This is a genomic window from Colwellia sp. KS18-150 (assembly GCF_057551365.1).
Genome location: NZ_BAAJMC010000001.1, coordinates 381,015 through 399,565 on the forward strand (window position 1 = coordinate 381,015; position 18,551 = coordinate 399,565).

Below are 18,551 nucleotides of genomic sequence, written 5' to 3' on the forward strand. Positions count from 1 at the left end.
AGATAAAGTACGAATAGACAAGGTACTTTGAAACAAGATGTAGTTAAATACAGAACAACCCTAATTATCTATTTTACTGTCAAGTTACTTTACAAAGTGTAAATGGATAAATATTAATGGTTACTAACTTGTTGTTTTTTTTAAAGTTAACAAGTTGGCATGTTGTATGAATTAAATGCCATCAGCAGTATCTATTTTAATTTTATTAATTACCTACCATTCTCAATGGAAAGGAACAAAAGGAATGTTCAAATGAAAAATAAATTTTTTAAAGGCTTAGCAGTAAGCTTCGCTTTGGCGACAAGTGGTTTTGCTAATGCAGGCTTGATATCATTATCTGAGTACGATGCATTGTCTGAATTAGTTGAGTTTAACTTATTAGCAGATGGTGAACTTTTAGCATCACAATACAGTTCCCAAGGTGTTGATTTTAGTGGGCAGATAGTCGGTCAGACAAACGGAGATGGAGTATTTAGTTCAACGTCAGCTAATACATATTATGCTCCGAATAGAACCGATGAATGGACTGCAATGTTTTCAAGTGGCATTAACTCTGTAGGTTTTTATGCTGAATTTTGGCAAGCTGATACAATCAAATTAGAAATATTTAATCAGGGTAGTTATATCACTGAATACAGTTTCACTAAAGAAAACAATAATATCTTTGATACCGACCTTATTGGAGTTACTGAAGTTAATCAATTTGATGAGGTTAGATTCTCAATATCAGGAAATGGTAACAACTTCTTTAATATGGATGATTTTAAATTCTCCACAGCAGCTGTTGATGTACCAGAGCCATCAACATTAGCTATTTTTACTTTAGCTATAATGGGGTTAGCTTCACGAAAGTTTAAGAAATAACCTTAAGCTTTAAATTCGAAGTTTAATAAAAACACTGATCGTAATAGTCAGTGTTTTTTTTATATTTATAAACAGGATTTTGAAAGAAAAATCTGGCGTTTTATCGTTCCAATCACCTAATTAATGAAACGTGAATTATATCTGCTCTATTTGAGCAGCCAATATGGCTAAAATTTTCTAAGATTTAAGGGAAATATTGCACTGATACCTCTCGTTATCATTTTTTGATCTACATCATAACGAGCAAAATTCTTAAAGAGTACACTGTGACATATTGTCGCAGTAGGTAATTATTTGTTAGTTACTGGTTTTCTATTAAGAAGTGAATGCTTGATGAATTTCTTTTCCATTAAAAGTGTATTACCAAAAGCGCTGAGCCTATTAGCGTTTATATGCTTGTCGCTTGTTGTAACGACTTTCCCTGCTCAAGCATTATTCGTTAGCCCGCCTAAAGATCCTATGCCGTTGATAAAAGAGATCTTTCCAACACACACTAGTATTTCAGAAAAGATTTCGACCAAGGAAGGTTCTCCTGCTATTTGGACTATTTCAAAGGATGATGAGGTACTGGGATATGCCTTTGAAACAAATGACATAGCTAGAATCCCTGCGTACTCAGGCGAGCCAGTAAACATGTTAGTTGCTATTAATACCGAAGGAGTTTATCTCGCGGCTAAAGTGCTTGAGCATCATGAGCCAATCATTCTCGCTGGCATTCCAGAGAGTAAATTACATGCTTTTACTGAGCAGTATGATGGTTTAAAAGTAAGTGACCGATTAAAAGTTGGCGGCAACCAAACCGAAGGTATTGTCCATATTGATGGCCTTTCTGGCGCAACAGTGACTGTGATGGTAATGAATGTTGCTATTGTTAAAGCGGCAAAAGAAGTGGCTTTATCTCTGGGGCTTATCAGTGCTAGTCAAGAAGCCATTCAGCCGATGGGAACCGTTTATAATGATGCTTTTGAGCAAGCTAATTGGACGACACTTACCGGTGACGGCTCTATTAGGAAACTATACCTTAATAGACAAATGGTTGATGAAGCTTTTGCTGGCACTGAAGCTGAGCATGTTGATGAAGCTACTGCAGCTCAAAAACAAGATATGTTTGCTGAGATATATTTTGCTCAAGTGGATATTCCAACAGTAGGTCGTAACTTGCTCGGTGATAGCGAATACGAATATTTAGTGTCAAGTTTAAAAGCTGGTGAGCACGCTATTGTCATAATGGGCTCTGGCTATTCGTTTAAAGGCTCAGGCTATGTTCGAGGAGCCATTTTTGACCGAATTCAAATATTACAAAATGGCAATGCTTTTGCTTTTAGGGATTTAGACCATAGTCGCTTACCTGATATTTATATTGAAGGTGCACCGCAATTTAGTGAGCGCTCCATTTTTATTGTTCGTGAGCACCATGAATTCAACCCCGCTGTGGACTGGCAGTTAGAATTATTAGTACGTCGTCAAACCGGTCCCTTAGAAAGTATATTTACTAGCTTTAAAGGTGATTATCATACCTTAGAAAAGTATGTAGATAGACCACCGTTAATTATGCCTGAGCCAGAGCTATCTCTTACTCAGCAGGTGTGGAAAGAGAAGAATTCAGAGGTCATCATTCTTGTAATTTTATTATTCATTGTCGTAATGAGTTTATTTTTCCAAGATATTTTAGTACGCCACCCAAGCTTTATGCACAATTTTAGACATTTATTTTTAATCATAACTGTCGTCTTTATTGGTTGGTCATGGGGGGGGCAATTATCCGTGGTGAATGTTTTCACCTTCTTACAAGCCTTTATGTCAGATTTTTCATGGGATTTATTCTTACTTGATCCCGTTATTTTTATTCTGTGGGGAGCTGCTGCCGTTACCATGATCTTATGGGGCCGCGCTGTCTATTGCGGTTGGTTATGTCCTTTTGGCGCGCTGCAAGAATTGATGAATATCTTTGCTCGCTATATCAAAATTCCACAATTTGAATTGCCTTGGGCTGTACATGAACGTTTATGGGCAATTAAATATTTAATCTTATTAGGCTTGTTTGGCTTATCAATGGAATCGTTAGCGCTTGCTGAACAATTTGCTGAAGTTGAACCGTTCAAAACCACATTTTTACTAAAATTCGATCGTGAATGGCCATTTATTTTGTACGCCAGCACGTTGTTAGTTATCAATATTTTCAATCGTAAGTTTTTCTGTCGTTACTTATGCCCGTTAGGGGCTGCGTTATCTACTAGTAACAGTATTCGACTATTTAGTTGGTTACGTCGTCGCCCTGAGTGTGGTCAACCATGTAAAACCTGCGCTAAAGAATGTGAAATTCAAGCCATTGATCCTGATGGGGTCATTAATATGCGTGAATGTCACTACTGCCTTGATTGCCAAGTTACTTATTTTAATGAAGAAAAGTGCCCTCCATTGAAAAAATTAGCAAGAAAAAAAGCCAAGTACAAAGAAACGGAAATTAAAGTAAAAGAAGTCGCTTAACACCAAATTGACATAACAAATTTTAAAAACGGAGAATAACAATGAGTAATGAAGAGCAAAAAAGTAACGAGGTCGACATTGAAAGTGAAGGCCGAAGAAAGTTTTTCGGTAAAACAGCACTCATTGGTGCTGGAGCCGTAGCTGCACCTATGACGGCTGCAATGTTTGCAGCAACCGCGAAAGCAAAAGCCTCTGAGGCGAGTAATAGCGCTGTAGTTCACCCTGGTGAACTCGATGAATATTATGGTTTTTGGTCAGGCGGTCACTCCGGTGAAGTACGTATTATGGGTATTCCTTCAATGCGTGAATTGATGCGTATTCCGGTATTTAATACTGACTCTGCTACTGGTTGGGGTTTAACCGACGAAAGTAAGCGTATAAAAGGTGATAGTGCCGATATCATGATGGGAGATTCTCATCACCCTCATATGAGTATGACAGACGGACGTTACAACGGTAAATATGTATTTATCAATGATAAAGCTAACTCTCGTGTTGCGCGTATTCGTTGTAATGTGATGAAAGTAGATAAGATGATCACGATTCCTAATGTACAAGCAGTACATGGTTTACGTGTTCAAAAAGTGCCACAAACTAAGTATGTTATTTGTAATGGTGAATTTGAAATTCCTATGAATAACGATGGTAAAGCTAGCATGAAAGATGTGAGTACTTACCGTTCAATCTTTAGTGTTATTGATGCTGAAAAAATGGAAGTTGCCTTCCAAGTTATGGTTGATGGTAACTTAGATAACACCGATGCTGATTACGATGGTAAATATTTTGCCTCTACTTGTTACAACTCAGAAATGGGCATGAACTTAGGTGAAATGATCACTGCAGAGCGCGATCATGTTGTGGTATTCAACCTTGCACGTTGTGAAGCGGCCGTTAAAGCGGGTAAATTTAAAAACTATAATGGTAATAATGTTCCTGTGTTAGATGGTCGTAAAGGCTCTGAATTAACACGCTACATTCCTGTACCAAAATCACCACACGGTATGAATACTTCACCTGATGGTAAGTACTTTATGGCTAATGGTAAGTTATCACCAACAGTATCTATCATTTCTATTAAGAAACTTGATGCTTTATTTGCAGATAAAATTAAAGCCCGTGACACTATTGTAGGTGAGCCAGAATTAGGTTTAGGTCCATTGCACACCGCGTTCGATCAAAATGGTTTCGCTTACACCACTTTATTTCTTGATAGCCAAATAGCTAAATGGAATATTGAAGAAGCGATTCAAGCTTACCAAGGTAAAAAAGTTAACTATATTCGCCAAAAATTAGATGTTCATTACCAACCTGGTCATAACTCTACTTCTTCTGGCGAAACCCGTGATGCCGATGGCAAATGGTTAGTGTCTTTATGTAAGTTCTCTAAAGATAGATTCTTACCTGTGGGACCATTAAAACCAGAAAATGATCAATTAATTGATATCTCTGGCGATACTATGAAGCTCGTCCATGATGGTCCAACTTTTGCCGAACCTCATGACGGTACTATTATTCACCGTAGTAAAGTTAAACCAGATAAAGTGTGGAGCCGTGATGACTCAATCTTTGCTGAAACGTTAGCCATTGCTAAACGAGATGGCGTTAATACCATGGGTGATAACAAAGTCATTCGTGATAAAAAAGACCCTAAAAAAGTACGAGTTTACATGACATCAGTTGCACCTACTTATGGCATGGAGTCATTTAACGTTAAGTTGGGGGATGAAGTCACTGTGATTGTAACCAACCTAGATCAAGTTGAAGATGTAACTCACGGATTTTGTATGACTAACCATGGCGTGCAAATGGAGATAGGTCCACAGCAAACGGCTTCAATTACTTTTACTGCGAATAAGCCTGGCGTACAGTGGTATTACTGTAACTGGTTCTGTCACGCACTTCACATGGAAATGCGTGGAAGAATGTTTGTAGAAGCATAAGCATACTTTAAGTTGCGTGGTAGTCCCAGAACAGGCTCTGTCACGCGCTTATACAATTTACACATGGAAATGCGTGGAAGAATGTTTGTAGAAGCATAAGCATACTTTAAGTTACGTGGTAGTCCCAGAACAGGCTCTGTCACGCGCTTATACAATTTACGCATGGAAATGCGTGGAAGAATGTTTGTAGAAGCATAAGCATACTTTAAGTTGCGTTGTAGTCCCAGAACAGGCTCTGTCACGCGCTTATACAATTTACGCATGGAAATGCGTGGAAGAATGTTTGTAGAAGCTTAATTTATTAGTGCTTAGTTTACTGTTACTAGGCATTAGCTCCGGTTCTATGTAGCAATAACTTTAAAAGCTCAGTATCGAAAGGTATTGAGCTTTTTGTATATATCACTATTAAAAATAAGTATGCTGTGGGAAACAATAATATGGAGTAAATTTATGAAGCTTCCTCAACTTGGTCCGGCAATTTTAGTGACGGCAGCCTTTATAGGTCCGGGCACTGTTATTACAGCAACATTGGCCGGTGCTAACTATGGCTATGCCTTATTATGGGCACTACTTTTTTCGGTGCTCGCTTCTATTATTTTACAAGAGATGACGGCTCGATTAGGTATAGTTACTCAACAAGGTTTAGGTGAGAATATTCGCCAAGCTTGTCAAAACCCTACCTTGAGATATGTGGCAATTGTCTTGGTGCTATCTGCTGTAGTTATTGGTAATAGCGCTTATCAAAGTGGCAATTTATCCGGTGCCAGTCTGGGATTAATAAGTATCTTCGAAAGTATGGATATCTCGGTTCCGCTGGCAGGGGCATTATTGCCGATCATTATTGGTGTTGTAGCTTTTTTTCTTTTAATTTCTGGTAGTTATAAAGTTATTGAAAAAGCGCTTATTGTCTTGGTTGTACTGATGAGCCTTGCTTTTATTACCACCTTTGTTTTAACAAAACCTGATTTACTGAGTTTATTTTCTGGTTTATTTACACCAGTCATACCTGACGGAGCTACGCTAACTGTTATTGCGCTTATTGGTACAACGGTCGTACCTTATAATTTATTCCTTCATGCTGCCAGCGTTAGTAAAAAGTGGCAATCACCTAGCCAGTTAAAAGAGGCAAGACAAGATTTGATGATCTCAATCCCTATTGGCGGATTAATTTCAATTGCGATAGTGTCAACTGCTGCAACAGCATTCTTTGGTCAGCAAGTTTCTATCACTTCAGCTGCGGACATCGCCCCTTCTTTACAACCTTTATTTGGAGACAAAGCGAGTATTTTTGTAGGTGTTGGCTTGTTTGCATCAGGCATTTCTTCTGCGGTAACAGCGCCTCTGGCGGCAGCATTTGCCTTAAGTGGCGTGTTAAATTTAAATAAGGATTTACAGTCAACTAGCTTTAAAGGTATTTGGATTATCGTTTTATGCCTAGGGGTATTAGGGGCAAGCTTGGGTTATAAACCTATATCCATCATTTGGTTTGCGCAAGTAGCCAATGGTATTTTACTGCCGATAGTGACTGTTTTTCTGTTGTGGATAATGAATAGTGACATATTGGGTAGTTATAAAAATACTCGTTGGCAAAATATGCTGGGCTTATTGGTCGTTGGTGTTTCAATCTTATTAAGTGGCCGTAGTTTATTATCTGCTTTTGGTGTTATTTAAAGTTTAGCCATGAGTATTTTGTGAATTATTTATTTAAGATCAATAGCCAGATATTTAAAAATGCTAAGCTGTCCTCAATTCAAATAATCAATGAAGAAATCTTCTTGGTAGTGATGCATAAAATTTATACTCTACTTTTGTTCTTGTTGTTAATTACGAACAGTTTTAGTCAGAGCCTACACGCAGAAAATTATAGTGTTAATGTTTCTGATGACTTGCAACAGGTGCTAGATTCTAGTCGTGACGGTGATATTATTTCGCTATCCCCTGGGCGCTATTTAGGGAGTTTTACTGTCAGCAAACAAATTAGCCTGCAAGGTAAAGTTGTTGCCGGTAAAAAAGCAATTATTGACGCCCAAGGCAGTGGACATGCCCTAATACTAACTAACTCTCACATCACGATAAGTGACCTTACTATTGTCAATTGGGGAGATGATCTGACTGAGCAAAACTCAGGTATCTATTCCAATGGAAAAGTAGCCGGTGAGCGGGCAATAGGCTTAGTTATTAAAAACAATACCTTATTAGGTGATGGTTTTGGTATATGGCTAAATCATGTAACAAAGGCGACAGTGTTCAATAACCACGTTAAGGGAAATTTAGCCCTGCGCTCTGCAGATAGAGGCAATGGTATTCAGCTTGCCAACGTGACTCACAGTCATGTTTTTGAAAATGAGTCTTATGAAGTAAGAGATGGCATTTATGTCATTTCTAGCCAAAATAACCTGATCGAAAATAATGTCATGCATGATTTACGTTATGGCATTCATTATATGTACTCATATGACAATACTGTAAAAGATAATTTTGCTTACAATACCCGAGCTGGCTATGCGTTAATGAGTTCACGACGTTTAACCATCACTGGCAATAAAACCATAGATAGCGAAGATTATGGCTTCCTACTAAATTTCATTACGCAGTCGACTTTTACTAACAATCACATTAAAAACGTTTGGACCAAAGCAGAAAACAAAGTATTAGGTCGTGATGGTAAAGGTTTATTTGTTTATAACTCAGGATATAACACCATTGCTGACAATATTATTGATACCGCTGAAATAGGTATTCATCTGACCGCAGGCTCTGAAGAGGTGAAAATATATGGCAATAGTTTTATTAATAACCCCACGCAAGTGAAATATGTCTCTAATAAAAAGCAAGAGTGGAGTAAAGACGGTCGTGGTAATTATTGGAGTAATTATTTAGGTTGGGATATGAATAATGATGGCATTGGCGATGCTATTTTTGAGCCCAATGATGGTATTGATAAACTTGTCTGGCAGTATCCAGAAATGAAAATACTGATGGATAGCCCGGCCATTTTAATTTTGCGTTGGGTGCAAAATCAATTTCCAGTTTTAAAACCTCCGGGAGTAAAAGACAGTTACCCATTGATGTTAAAGCCTGAGGGTATTCAACCTTCTTCATTAGCGACATCTAAAATGATGCCAGATTTATTGGCAAAGGAATCAGAATATGAGTAAACCCATAGTCTCGCTTGTTGATGCAGGCAAAAGTTATGCACAGTTAGATGCCTTGAAGTCGATGAGTATGACCTTAAGTGAAGGCGAAGTTTTAGGTTTGTTTGGGCATAATGGCGCCGGAAAAACCACCATGATGAAGTTGATTCTAGGCGTTATTTCACCGACACACGGTAGAGTTGAAGTGATGGGAATGGCGCCTGATTCCAAAGAAGCTTGGCATTGTCGAAGTAAAGTGGGGTATTTGCCCGAGAATGTCAGCTTTTATGAACAGTTGTCAGGTTTGGAGGTGCTTACTTACTTTACTCGTTTGAAAGGCTTTTCGAATAAAGCGTCTAAAAAGGTCGCGGTTGATTTACTCGAGCAGGTGGGTATTACTCATGCGATGAAGCGCCCAGTTAAAACTTACTCAAAAGGAATGCGTCAACGTCTTGGTTTAGCACAAGCTTTTATCGGAGAGCCAAGATTACTTTTACTTGATGAACCTACAGTAGGTCTTGACCCTATTGCTACTCGAGACTTTTATAACACCGTTGATGAATTAAAGTCCAATGGATCAAGTGTGATTTTATGCTCACATGTATTACCTGGAGTAGAGCAACATATTGATAGAGCCATGATACTGTCGAGTGGGCAGTTATTAGCTATGGGAAGCTTACAAGAGTTACGTCAACAAGCATCTTTACCAGTAACTATTAAGCCACAAGGATTAAATGGCTCAGTTGCTAGCAATGCTAAGCTTCATGGATTTTTATCGTCAAGTTGTCAGCATACCTTAATGGTGCCAGAGCAAGAGAAGTTAATGGTTTTAAAAGAGCTACTCAATTTAGAGGGGTTGCATGACATTAATGTTGAAACGGCAAATTTAGAGCAAGTATATCAGCACTTTCTTGCTGAACATGAGCTTTCAAAGAATGAACTAGCGGGTAAAGGAGCTAGCAAATGAAGCAAATATTGACCGTGGCAAATAAAGAGTTTCAAGATGGCTTACGCAATCGCTGGTTAGTATCTATTACCCTTATTTTCGCTTTACTCTCTATTGGGTTAACGTATTTCGGTGCTGCTGCATCAGGTGAAATTGGCGTTGCCTCACTTTCAACAACAATCGCTAGCTTAGCAAGTTTAGCGGTATTTTTGATCCCCTTAATCGCTTTACTACTCAGTTATGATAGCTTTGTTGGTGAACAAGAAAGTGGCACATTATTATTACTATTGACATACCCGCTAAGTAAGAGCCAATTGTTATTGGGTAAGTTTATTGGCCAAGGTGGCATTATCGCCTTAGCAACCTTATTAGGTTTCGGTGCTTCAGCAGTGCTTTTATATTTTCAGCCAGGCAACAGCGAAATTATTGGTGCTTTTAGTCTCTTCATCTCTAGCGCTATTTTATTAGGTTTAAGTTTTACCGCAATTTCATACTTGATCAGTTTGTCAGTGAGTGAAAAGTCAAAAGCTGCAGGTTTTGCCTTAATTACTTGGTTTATCTTTGCATTAGCGTTTGATTTGGCATTATTAGCGTTATTAGTAGGCGTAGAAGATGGAGTAAATCAACAAGGATTAACACAATTAATGCTGTTAAATCCAGCTGATATCTTTAGGTTAGTCAACTTAGCCGCACTTGATGCCAGTGACGTTAATGGTGCTTTAGCCGCTGCTATTAATGCTAGTTTGTCGCAGGGACAATTACTTTTTGCTTTAACGGCTTGGGTCATTTTGCCGTTAACACTCGCTATTTTTATTTTCCGTCGTAAAAAACTTTAAGAAGAACTATTCATGAAACCTTATAAATTATTAGCACTATTGGTTGCTGTCTCTCTCATTTTAACAACGTTAATATCATGCTCTAAAAATGATGAGCAAGCACAAATTATTCACCAAGCGGTGGCAATTGAATCTAGTGATGAGTGTCATTTATGTGGCATGTTAATCACACGTTTTGATGGTCCTAAAGGCGAAGTATTTCGAAAAGAGCAGGGTGAACAAGTTTTTAAATTTTGTTCAACACGCGATATGTTTAGTTACTATTTAGAGCCTGAAAATAAACGTAATGTTGAGCAAATGCTAGTACATGATATGAGTAAAATGCCTTGGGGTAGTGAGAGTATTGATGATAAATATTTTATCGATGCTAAACAGGCATGGTATGTTGCGGGCTCAGAGAAAACAGGTGCGATGGGGAAAACGCTTGCATCCTTTGGTCAAGAAAGTGATGCTCAAGCTTTTGCTAAAGAGTTTGGTGGCACTGTTATACAGTTTAATGATATTAACCTTGAAACGTTAATATAAGCACTTATTTATGCGAAGTGGTATTAGTCATTTCAGCCAGTAACTTCACCAAGAAAAAGGCACAACCTTAAGTTGTGCCTTTTTTGTTTCTAGCCGTTGCTAGGTGATTTAATCAGTCTACGGCTGTAAAGTTGCGGTAGCACTCCAAATTTCACCATCTGAGCCAACAGCTCTGATTCCTCCATCAAAACTGTTAGGGGTAATTGGTACCCCAAAACATTCATCAGCTTCATCATACCTTTCAGTGATCTATGGTTACACATGAATGTGAAGTGTATTTGCCCTGTTTCGTTTTCTATAGCGTAAACCCAAGTTGGTAGCATTTATTCATTAATATTATAAAAATCAAACTATTCTCAACGCATCAATAAAGCCTTAATCAAAAAATGTTAATGCCACCTGTTTCAGTATTAATAAATTGGAAGCTTATGAATTTTTAGCTTTTTAAATTGTCTTTATGGCGAATACTTTATAACTTATCTATATATTGCTAGGCTAAGGGACACTTTTCATTTTCACAGCTTAACATGTTTAAAAACCTAGCTATTTTTTCTTTACTTATTTTGTTGACTGCTTGTGCGGCTAACCGTAATGCCGGAGTTGTCCATCATGATAGTTTTGATTTTTCTGCGGTTGAAAGTTATAGCTTTTATGAAAGGAATTCAGATTTTACCGAAGTGCAGAGTTTATTAGGCTCTCACCGAAATGTTATTGAAATAGCTATTGAACGTGAAATGGCCAACCAAAAATTCAGTTATTCATTACTCGAGCAAGCTGATGTAATCGTCACTTACTATTTATTTTATGGTAATCGAGCTGAATATTCAAACTACAATAAAGTCGTCCATTTTTGCCAGCCTTGCTTGCGCTCAACCAGTTGGAAAAAAGATAATATCTATGCAAAAGCCTCTCATGGTAGTTTAGTATTAGATTTAGTTGATCCAAAAAAACAACGCTCTGTTTGGCGCAGTGTTTACTCATTAGGTTTACAAGATAAAGAAAATAGCGCTAAACGAAATCAAAAAATTCAGCAAGCAGTTAATAGTATGTTGGCGCAGTTTCCGAAAAGCTAGAAGAGGAGTAAGTTAGTAGATGTTTTATCGAACGGCATTTAAGTGGCTTACTATCACGGTTATTGTCATGACTGCATTTTTAGTGGTGCTATTATTTTTAGGTTATCTTTTAAAAGAAAATGAGGCTATCACAACTAAACTCCAGGATAAATTAGCGCAAGAGGCGATACAAAAAAAAGCTAAAGAAGCACGTAGAAATAATCCTTTTGACGGTATTGCCTTACCACTATCGGCTAATGAAAAGTCCCAACAAAAAATTATCGCGGATAACCAAAGTTGTGATACCGATAAACAATGCTTTTTAGTGCATACCCACAGTAAAGCGATTGGTTGTATTGCTTCCGTGAATACAAAAGGCGCAGCGATATTATTAAAGGTTGTTGGTCAAAATAAAAACCATCAAACATCTCACTTATATTGCCAAGAAGTTTATGCAAAACAGTCATCATTAACAGCACAATGCCAACAAAATCGTTGTTCGTATTAGGTTGAATAACAAATATATGCAAAAAACTATTCAAGGCGCAATTCACTGTTTATAATACTGCTCACTAAAACTCCCCCTAAATGAAGACAATAGAGATATTTATATGAGCTTTCCCACCGATGAAACAGGTCAAGTACTCGCTGAAATGCAGCAAGCAGGTATAGATCTTAGTGTGATTCATGATGTGGTGTTTTTTCATTTATTTGAGCAAAAATCTCAAGCACAAGCGATGGTAGATCATATTTCTGAAAATATGCCCTCTGTCACTGTCAGTCTTCATGAAGATGAAACCCCTAACGTTTGGGATGTAGATTGTACCTTAGCAATGCTACCTAGCTATGAAGCAATAGTGAAACAAGAAGCTGACTTTGAAGAATTAGCCTCAAAGTTTTCTGGTTATAATGATGGCTGGGGAATTGAAGCTTAAATTTTACTAAGCCATACAATTATCACGTTTATGTTGTCTTTTACGATAAAAAAATACAAAGTTTATTTAACTATAGCAGCAGAGTCGGTAGTACTTTCTCTTTGCAAGCGGCACGGTGATCGATTTAACCGTTTACGTCGCTCTTTCAGTAATAGTATTGTCAAACGTGCAGGTGCTAAGGTTAATTTAGTCGGCGCTATTGATGAAGATACTGATATCTTGATTGTTAATCATCAAACCATGATGGATATTTTTGTGTTAGAAGTCGCTATTGGTAATGATGTACGCTTTGTTGGGCGTACCGGTATTATGGATAAGTGGCCTGTTTCTAAAATAGTTAATTTAGTAGGGCACATAACGGTTGATCAGCAAGATCGCAAAGCGATTATTAAACTACTAAAAGATATTAAAAGCTGTAAAGGTAAAAAAGTTGTTATTTTCCCTGAAGGCACCCGTTCTCAATCAGGAAAAATAGAGCCTTTTGAAGGTGGTACTAAACTGATTGTTGAAAAGCTTAAGCTCAAAGCTCAGCCTATAGTTATTAAGAATATTTTAACTGTTTATAATGAGTCAGCTAAAGTTGCTAATAATGGTGTTGTTGAGTTGGAAGCTCTACCTGCTATCTCTATCGATGAAAATTGGTATGAAAAGTCTTACCAAGATATGAGTAAGGCTTTCAATCAAGCACAATAGCTTTGAATATCGGGTAATCAATGTTACTTGTCTTCTTCATTAATGTGAAAAGCCGGTAAGGACACTTTCCAATATATAGCGGCGAGTCTTAATAATAATGCCCCTAACACCGCTACAATTGTCGCTTCATTTTCCGACCAAGATAAGTAACGTAATCCTACAAATAGACCGCCTCCTAGCATTGCTGCTAACGCATAAATTTCTTGACGTAAAATCATTGGAATTACATTACATAATACATCACGGATCATACCACCAGCTACGCCAGTAATTGTTCCCATCACTATTGCCACTGAAAATGGTGCGCCTAGCATTAATGATTTTTGTGTACCGACTACGGCAAATAAAGCTAAACCGAAGGCATCGGCAATGAGTAAGAAACGTTTGGGTATACGTTTAGGCTGACGTACTAAAATAATAGTCAGTAAGGCAGTAATTAAAATAACATACAGATAATATGGCTGGACGACCCAAAATACTGGCGCTTGTAGAATTACATCACGAATAGTGCCGCCGCCAATAGCCGTTACAGCAGCCAACACTACGACACCAAAAGGGTCTAGTTTATACCTACCAGCCATCAATGCCCCTGACAGTGCAAACACTATGATGCCAAATAGATCTAGCCAGTATAAAAGTTCGTTCATTTGAATAGCTACTCTTTGCTTACTACTGGCAACTTAGAAGCTACCCAAGCGTTCATATCTCCGGTTAAGTGACGAATATCAGAAAAATCATTTGTCTTCAGGATGTCTTCAGCAATAGCAGCCCGACGACCTGAGCGGCAATAAACCACGATAGTTGTATTTTTATATTGAGATAGTTGGGCTATATTTTCATCAATTTTGTCATGGCTTATATTAATGGCACCCTCGATATGTCCGCGATTAAATTCATCTTCAGAGCGCACATCTAATAACACTACTTTATCTGTCTTTTTTTCAAGCGTAGAAACCAACTCTTGCTGCGACATTTGCAATGTGTTGCATGCAAAGGCCGTAAAGATATATAAACTCAATAATGTAATAAGTATAGTTTTGATTTTTAACATAATTAGCGTCCCACTTTGTTGATTATTTATCAGTTTACAACATTCACTAAATGTTGGCTCTCACGATTTCACCAGCGATAGCAAGCAGTATAATAAAAAGTAAACTAAAAGTGACTGTATAGGTGATTTTATTATTGGCATGAATAATATCAGTCACTTGCGGCTGTCTAGCGAGATCATTAAAACTGGCTTTACGTAATTTTGCGTTAACATTATCACTATTAGCATACATGGCGACGCCACCGAGTTTTACTTCTAATGACAAGGCCAACAACAACAGTGCAATATTATTATCTAGCGTAAAAAAGTGCTGCTTACTTAAGCGCCAAAATAGCCTAAAGTTTTTGCCTAAACTGGTAAACAGAAGTAATAAAGAGAAAATTCTAACGGGTAACCATGCCATCAGATTAACTAACTTTCTTGCATACTTACCAAAATGATTAAACCGCTCTAGTTTACTATTCCAACAATAATGCATTTCCAGTAAAAGCCTAAACAGTAAAGCGGTTAATGGACCGGCGAGTATAAATATCACTGCCACAGTATAGCCTTGTTGCAAGGTGCGCAATAAAATCATTTCAATAGCGGTTTTACTTAAGCCTAAACTGGATAAAGGCTCCGTTGCTCTTAATACCCAAGGTTTTAGCGTTTGTTTCGCAAAGTAGTTTTGCTTTGCTACGATTGCGGTGGCAATGGTTTTATTTATTTGTGATAACCCAAATGAGCCTAAGGCAAGATAAAGCAAAAAAGTTTGCCATAAAAACTCGACTTCAATAAAAGCTTCAAATAAATAGAGAATAATAGCAATGGGCGCTAAAGTAACAACAATGGCCACTAAGCCTGCGATAGTTTGCTGTTTAGTACTATTTTGTGGCTTGTTGACTTTATCACTCAGTTTTCGGCAATAAAATTGAAAAAAACTGAGTGGCTCATGTTGAATAAAATGACTGAGCACTCCTTTACTGAATACTGCTGTTAGTAATATCAATAATTGGTAACTAAATGGAGTTAGGTTTAATAATTCAGTCATTAGCTATGTCAGTCATTAGTTATATCAATCAGAATTAATTTAGAGTTTTACCTGCTAATGCGCCTAGCATATTAATCACTAATTGTGAGGAGTTAACAGATGCTGTTTCTAAGTATTCATCAAAAGAAGTTGGCGATTCTTTTCCGGCAATATCAGATAGCGAACGAATAATCACAAAGGGTACATTAAATTGGTGACAAGTATGTGCAATAGCTGCTCCTTCCATTTCAACAGCAGCCATTGTAGGGAAGTTCTTACGTGCCTTAGCAATGTCATCATCTTTTGTCATAAACGTATCACCTGTGGTGATCAAACCCACCATAGTATTGATGTTATTTAATGATTCAATCCCTGTTTTAGCTGCGGAAACTAGCATTTCATGAGGAATATAAGCCGCAGGGTTTGCAGGTAGTTGGCCAATTTCATAACCAAAAGCTGTGACGTCAACATCGTGATAACGGACTTCCGAGCTTACAACGATATCGCCAACTTTTAATTGAGCATCAAAGCCACCAGCAGAGCCGGTATTAACGACATAATCAGGATTGAATTTATCAATGAGTATTGCCGTTGCCAATGCGGCTGCAACTTTACCTATTCCTGATTGCACAATAACAACGTCATTACCATCAAGTTGCCCTTGGTAAAAGGTATAGCCTGCGTGAGTAGTCACTTTACTGTCTTGTAATTTTGCTTTTAAAATTGCAACTTCTGGCTCCATTGCGCCAATAATGCCTGCTTTCATTGAATTATCTTCTATGTTTTTACTTAATAATGAATGGATTATAACCTGACTTAAATGATAAATCTTTAGAAGACTTAACTGAGTCAATTAAAAATCCCGCCATGGAAGGCATGCTTGATAGTTTGAAATTTGTTCATTAGTATGAATGTGTAGTAGGACTACCCTTATTCATGTTAAAGATAACAAGGAAAAATAATGATAATAAAAAAACAATTTCTAATCCCAAGTATCATACTGACTTCAGTTGCATTAGTTGCTTGTGAACCCGCAACAAAAGTCAATGATGCACCCACAGTTGATACCCCGAAAACTGAAACGGTACCGGCATTAACTTCAGGTTTATATTTAAAAGATATGGACACGAGTATAAAACCAGGTGATGACTTTAATGCTTATGTTAATGGTACTTGGATTTCAAACACTGAAATTCCAGCGGATAAAGCCAGTTATGGTGTTGGTTATATTGTTCATGAAGAATCTCAAGCGAATATTAAAACCATTATTGATGAATCTGCCACAGGTAAGTTTCCACAAGGCAGTGATGAACAAAAAGTGGGGGATTTATATTTCTCATATACTGACAGAGCAACTCGTGACGCACTAGGCGTTAAACCGTTAGCAAATGAGTTTGGAAAAATTGCTGCTATTAGCAATTACGATGAGTTAGCGGTTTATTTCGCCGCAGCCAATAAATTAGGTTACGGCTCGCCTTTTGCGCTTGGTCAATACGTAGACTTTAAAAACCCTAATACTTACATGATGTATACCTGGCAAGCAGGTCTAGGGCTTCCAGACAGGGAGTATTATTTTACTGATGATGAAAAGTCAGTAAGCATCCGCGCTAAATATGTTGAGCATGTTGAAAAAATGTTTTCGCTTGCCGGAGTCACAGCCGCCGCTGAATCAGCTCAATTAATCATGGCGCTAGAGACCCGATTAGCCGCTGAACATATGAAAAAAGAGAAAACCCGCGATATGGTGGCGTTATATAATAAAATCCCGCTAAATGAGCTAGATACCATCATGCCAGATTTTAATTGGCAGGGATATTTAAGTGAGGCTGGCATCAATGATATTGACGGTGTCGTTATTACTCAGCTTGATTATCAAAAAGCGTTGAATGATATTATCACTTCAACGGATATTAACGATTGGAAAGTATTTCTTCAATGGGGTGTTATCAATGCGAATGCTACCGCGTTAAGCCAAGCTATTGATGATGAACACTTTAATTTTTACTCCACTACTTTACGAGGTATTGAAGCTCCTTTACCTGACTGGCGTCGAGGTGTTTCATTAGTTAATAACCATTTAGGCGAAGTCGTGGGTAAAGTGTATGTTAAGCGTCATTTTCCACCACAAGCAAAAGAGAAAATGTTGACCTTAGTTGATAACTTACTTAAAGCCTATGAAGTCAGTATTAAGCAACTTGATTGGATGGGTGAAGAAACTAAACTTCAAGCATTAGATAAGCTCTCTAAATTCACACCTAAAATTGGTTACCCTGATATCTGGAAGGATTACAGTGCATTGAGCATTGAACGTAATGACCTTATCGGTAATATTGAAAGAGCTAACTTGGTGGTTTATCAACAAAATTTAGCCAAGCAAAAAGGACCTGTGCAAAAACATGAGTGGAATATGACGCCACAAACAGTTAATGCATATTATAATCCGCCAATGAACGAAATTGTCTTTCCAGCGGCCATATTACAACCACCTTATTTTGACTTAAACGCAGATGACGCCGTGAACTATGGCGCTATCGGGGCTGTTATTGGTCATGAAATTGGTCATGGGTTTGATGATAGCGGCGCAACCTTTGATGGTGATGGCGTACTTAGAAACTGGTGGACAGATGAAGATAAAGAAGGTTTTAAGCAAAGAACGAATCAGTTAGTGGCACAATATGATGGCTTCAAAGTGTTCGATGATTTACACGTGAATGGTACCTTTACTTTAGGTGAAAATATCGGCGACTTAGGTGGTTTAAGTATTGCGCTTGCAGCTTACAAAAACTCTTTAAATGGCAAAGAGTCTCCGGTTATGGATGGCTTTTCTGGCGAGCAACGAGTTTTCTTATCTTGGGGTAAGTCATGGCAAAAAGTTATGCGTGATGAAGCGTTAAGAGTTCAGGTAAAAACTGACCCTCATTCTCCTGCTAAATTTAGAGTCAATGGTGTCGTAAGAAATATCCCTGAGTTTTATACCTTGTTTGATGTGAAAGAAGGGGATGCTTTGTATTTACCGGCTGAAGAACGAGTTAAAATCTGGTAAACACGGACATTTAATCCGATTGGAATAATAAAAAAC

At 37.8% G+C, this 18,551-nt stretch carries 17 protein-coding genes; 13 read left to right on the top strand and 4 right to left on the bottom strand.

Features of this window, described 5'->3' with window-relative positions:
* Window positions 1-252: 252 nt before the first annotated feature.
* From AC27IF_RS01820 to AC27IF_RS01875, 12 genes are all read left to right on the top strand, one after another.
* Window positions 253-864 carry a PEP-CTERM sorting domain-containing protein gene (locus AC27IF_RS01820; protein WP_487051595.1) on the top strand — a complete coding sequence of 204 codons (612 nt, stop codon included), beginning with the start codon at window positions 253-255 and terminating at the stop codon, window positions 862-864.
* 333 nt (window positions 865-1,197) lie between these two features.
* Window positions 1,198-3,351: a transcriptional regulator NosR gene (gene nosR, locus AC27IF_RS01825; RefSeq protein ID WP_487051597.1), complete on the top strand. Its 2,154-nt coding sequence runs from the start codon at window positions 1,198-1,200 to the stop codon at window positions 3,349-3,351.
* Window positions 3,352-3,392: 41 nt separating this feature from the next.
* On the top strand, window positions 3,393-5,291 hold the full coding sequence (gene nosZ / locus AC27IF_RS01830) for a TAT-dependent nitrous-oxide reductase (protein ID WP_487051599.1): 1,899 nt from the start codon (window positions 3,393-3,395) through the stop codon (window positions 5,289-5,291).
* 450 nt (window positions 5,292-5,741) lie between these two features.
* Window positions 5,742-6,962, top strand: coding sequence for an Nramp family divalent metal transporter (locus AC27IF_RS01835; protein WP_487051601.1), 1,221 nt, complete (start codon window positions 5,742-5,744; stop codon window positions 6,960-6,962).
* Window positions 6,963-7,075: 113 nt separating this feature from the next.
* Entirely contained in the window at window positions 7,076-8,449 is a 1,374-nt protein-coding gene (locus AC27IF_RS01840) for a nitrous oxide reductase family maturation protein NosD (protein WP_487052207.1), read from the top strand.
* Window positions 8,442-9,392, top strand: coding sequence for an ABC transporter ATP-binding protein (locus AC27IF_RS01845; protein ID WP_487051603.1), 951 nt, complete (start codon window positions 8,442-8,444; stop codon window positions 9,390-9,392). Before AC27IF_RS01840 ends, AC27IF_RS01845 begins: the two co-directional genes overlap by 8 nt.
* Window positions 9,389-10,207, top strand: a complete 819-nt coding sequence (locus tag AC27IF_RS01850) for an ABC transporter permease (protein WP_487051605.1) — start codon at window positions 9,389-9,391, stop codon at window positions 10,205-10,207. The genes AC27IF_RS01845 and AC27IF_RS01850 overlap by 4 nt, the downstream gene beginning before the upstream one ends.
* A gap of 12 nt (window positions 10,208-10,219) precedes the next feature.
* On the top strand, window positions 10,220-10,732 hold the full coding sequence (locus AC27IF_RS01855; RefSeq protein ID WP_487051607.1) for a nitrous oxide reductase accessory protein NosL: 513 nt from the start codon (window positions 10,220-10,222) through the stop codon (window positions 10,730-10,732).
* A gap of 527 nt (window positions 10,733-11,259) precedes the next feature.
* The gene (locus AC27IF_RS01860) at window positions 11,260-11,805 is read left to right on the top strand and encodes a DUF4136 domain-containing protein (RefSeq protein WP_487051609.1); all 546 of its coding nucleotides are present in this window, start codon (window positions 11,260-11,262) and stop codon (window positions 11,803-11,805) included.
* A 19-nt stretch (window positions 11,806-11,824) separates the two neighbouring features.
* Entirely contained in the window at window positions 11,825-12,292 is a 468-nt protein-coding gene (locus tag AC27IF_RS01865; protein ID WP_487051611.1) for a hypothetical protein, read from the top strand.
* A 103-nt stretch (window positions 12,293-12,395) separates the two neighbouring features.
* Window positions 12,396-12,719: a ribonuclease E inhibitor RraB gene (locus tag AC27IF_RS01870; protein ID WP_487051613.1), complete on the top strand. Its 324-nt coding sequence runs from the start codon at window positions 12,396-12,398 to the stop codon at window positions 12,717-12,719.
* Window positions 12,720-12,749: 30 nt separating this feature from the next.
* Complete coding sequence (locus AC27IF_RS01875; protein ID WP_487051615.1) at window positions 12,750-13,412, top strand: lysophospholipid acyltransferase family protein; 663 nt, start codon at window positions 12,750-12,752, stop codon at window positions 13,410-13,412.
* A 23-nt stretch (window positions 13,413-13,435) separates the two neighbouring features.
* Here the strand turns inward: AC27IF_RS01875 and AC27IF_RS01880 are convergent, their stop codons facing one another.
* The 4 genes from AC27IF_RS01880 to mtnN are packed head-to-tail and all read right to left on the bottom strand — an operon-like array spanning window position 13,436 to window position 16,238.
* Window positions 13,436-14,059 (bottom strand): trimeric intracellular cation channel family protein, encoded by a 624-nt coding sequence (locus AC27IF_RS01880; RefSeq protein ID WP_487051617.1) that lies wholly within the window; start codon window positions 14,057-14,059, stop codon window positions 13,436-13,438.
* Between the two features lie 8 nt (window positions 14,060-14,067).
* Entirely contained in the window at window positions 14,068-14,463 is a 396-nt protein-coding gene (locus AC27IF_RS01885) for a rhodanese-like domain-containing protein (RefSeq protein WP_487051619.1), read from the bottom strand.
* A gap of 46 nt (window positions 14,464-14,509) precedes the next feature.
* Window positions 14,510-15,493 (bottom strand): cobalamin biosynthesis protein, encoded by a 984-nt coding sequence (locus AC27IF_RS01890; protein ID WP_487051621.1) that lies wholly within the window; start codon window positions 15,491-15,493, stop codon window positions 14,510-14,512.
* 34 nt (window positions 15,494-15,527) lie between these two features.
* Entirely contained in the window at window positions 15,528-16,238 is a 711-nt protein-coding gene (gene mtnN / locus AC27IF_RS01895; protein WP_487051623.1) for a 5'-methylthioadenosine/S-adenosylhomocysteine nucleosidase, read from the bottom strand.
* Window positions 16,239-16,433: 195 nt separating this feature from the next.
* On the opposite strand from mtnN, the gene AC27IF_RS01900 reads away from it, so the two are divergent.
* Window positions 16,434-18,515, top strand: a complete 2,082-nt coding sequence (locus tag AC27IF_RS01900; RefSeq protein WP_487051625.1) for a M13 family metallopeptidase — start codon at window positions 16,434-16,436, stop codon at window positions 18,513-18,515.
* Window positions 18,516-18,551 lie beyond the last annotated feature (36 nt).

Excerpts from the sequence above, each read along its gene's own strand:
- AC27IF_RS01820 (WP_487051595.1), top strand. The coding sequence starts at position 253 with ATGAAAAATAAATTTTTTAAAGGCTTAGCAGTAAGCTTCGCTTTGGCG.
- nosR (WP_487051597.1), top strand. The coding sequence starts at position 1,198 with ATGAATTTCTTTTCCATTAAAAGTGTATTACCAAAAGCGCTGAGCCTA.
- nosZ (WP_487051599.1), top strand. The coding sequence starts at position 3,393 with ATGAGTAATGAAGAGCAAAAAAGTAACGAGGTCGACATTGAAAGTGAA.
- AC27IF_RS01835 (WP_487051601.1), top strand. The coding sequence starts at position 5,742 with ATGAAGCTTCCTCAACTTGGTCCGGCAATTTTAGTGACGGCAGCCTTT.
- AC27IF_RS01840 (WP_487052207.1), top strand. The coding sequence starts at position 7,076 with ATGCATAAAATTTATACTCTACTTTTGTTCTTGTTGTTAATTACGAAC.
- AC27IF_RS01845 (WP_487051603.1), top strand. The coding sequence starts at position 8,442 with ATGAGTAAACCCATAGTCTCGCTTGTTGATGCAGGCAAAAGTTATGCA.
- AC27IF_RS01850 (WP_487051605.1), top strand. The coding sequence starts at position 9,389 with ATGAAGCAAATATTGACCGTGGCAAATAAAGAGTTTCAAGATGGCTTA.
- AC27IF_RS01855 (WP_487051607.1), top strand. The coding sequence starts at position 10,220 with ATGAAACCTTATAAATTATTAGCACTATTGGTTGCTGTCTCTCTCATT.
- AC27IF_RS01860 (WP_487051609.1), top strand. The coding sequence starts at position 11,260 with ATGTTTAAAAACCTAGCTATTTTTTCTTTACTTATTTTGTTGACTGCT.
- AC27IF_RS01865 (WP_487051611.1), top strand. The coding sequence starts at position 11,825 with ATGTTTTATCGAACGGCATTTAAGTGGCTTACTATCACGGTTATTGTC.
- AC27IF_RS01870 (WP_487051613.1), top strand. The coding sequence starts at position 12,396 with ATGAGCTTTCCCACCGATGAAACAGGTCAAGTACTCGCTGAAATGCAG.
- AC27IF_RS01875 (WP_487051615.1), top strand. The coding sequence starts at position 12,750 with ATGTTGTCTTTTACGATAAAAAAATACAAAGTTTATTTAACTATAGCA.
- AC27IF_RS01880 (WP_487051617.1), bottom strand. The coding sequence starts at position 14,059 with ATGAACGAACTTTTATACTGGCTAGATCTATTTGGCATCATAGTGTTT.
- AC27IF_RS01885 (WP_487051619.1), bottom strand. The coding sequence starts at position 14,463 with ATGTTAAAAATCAAAACTATACTTATTACATTATTGAGTTTATATATC.
- AC27IF_RS01890 (WP_487051621.1), bottom strand. The coding sequence starts at position 15,493 with ATGACTGAATTATTAAACCTAACTCCATTTAGTTACCAATTATTGATA.
- mtnN (WP_487051623.1), bottom strand. The coding sequence starts at position 16,238 with ATGAAAGCAGGCATTATTGGCGCAATGGAGCCAGAAGTTGCAATTTTA.
- AC27IF_RS01900 (WP_487051625.1), top strand. The coding sequence starts at position 16,434 with ATGATAATAAAAAAACAATTTCTAATCCCAAGTATCATACTGACTTCA.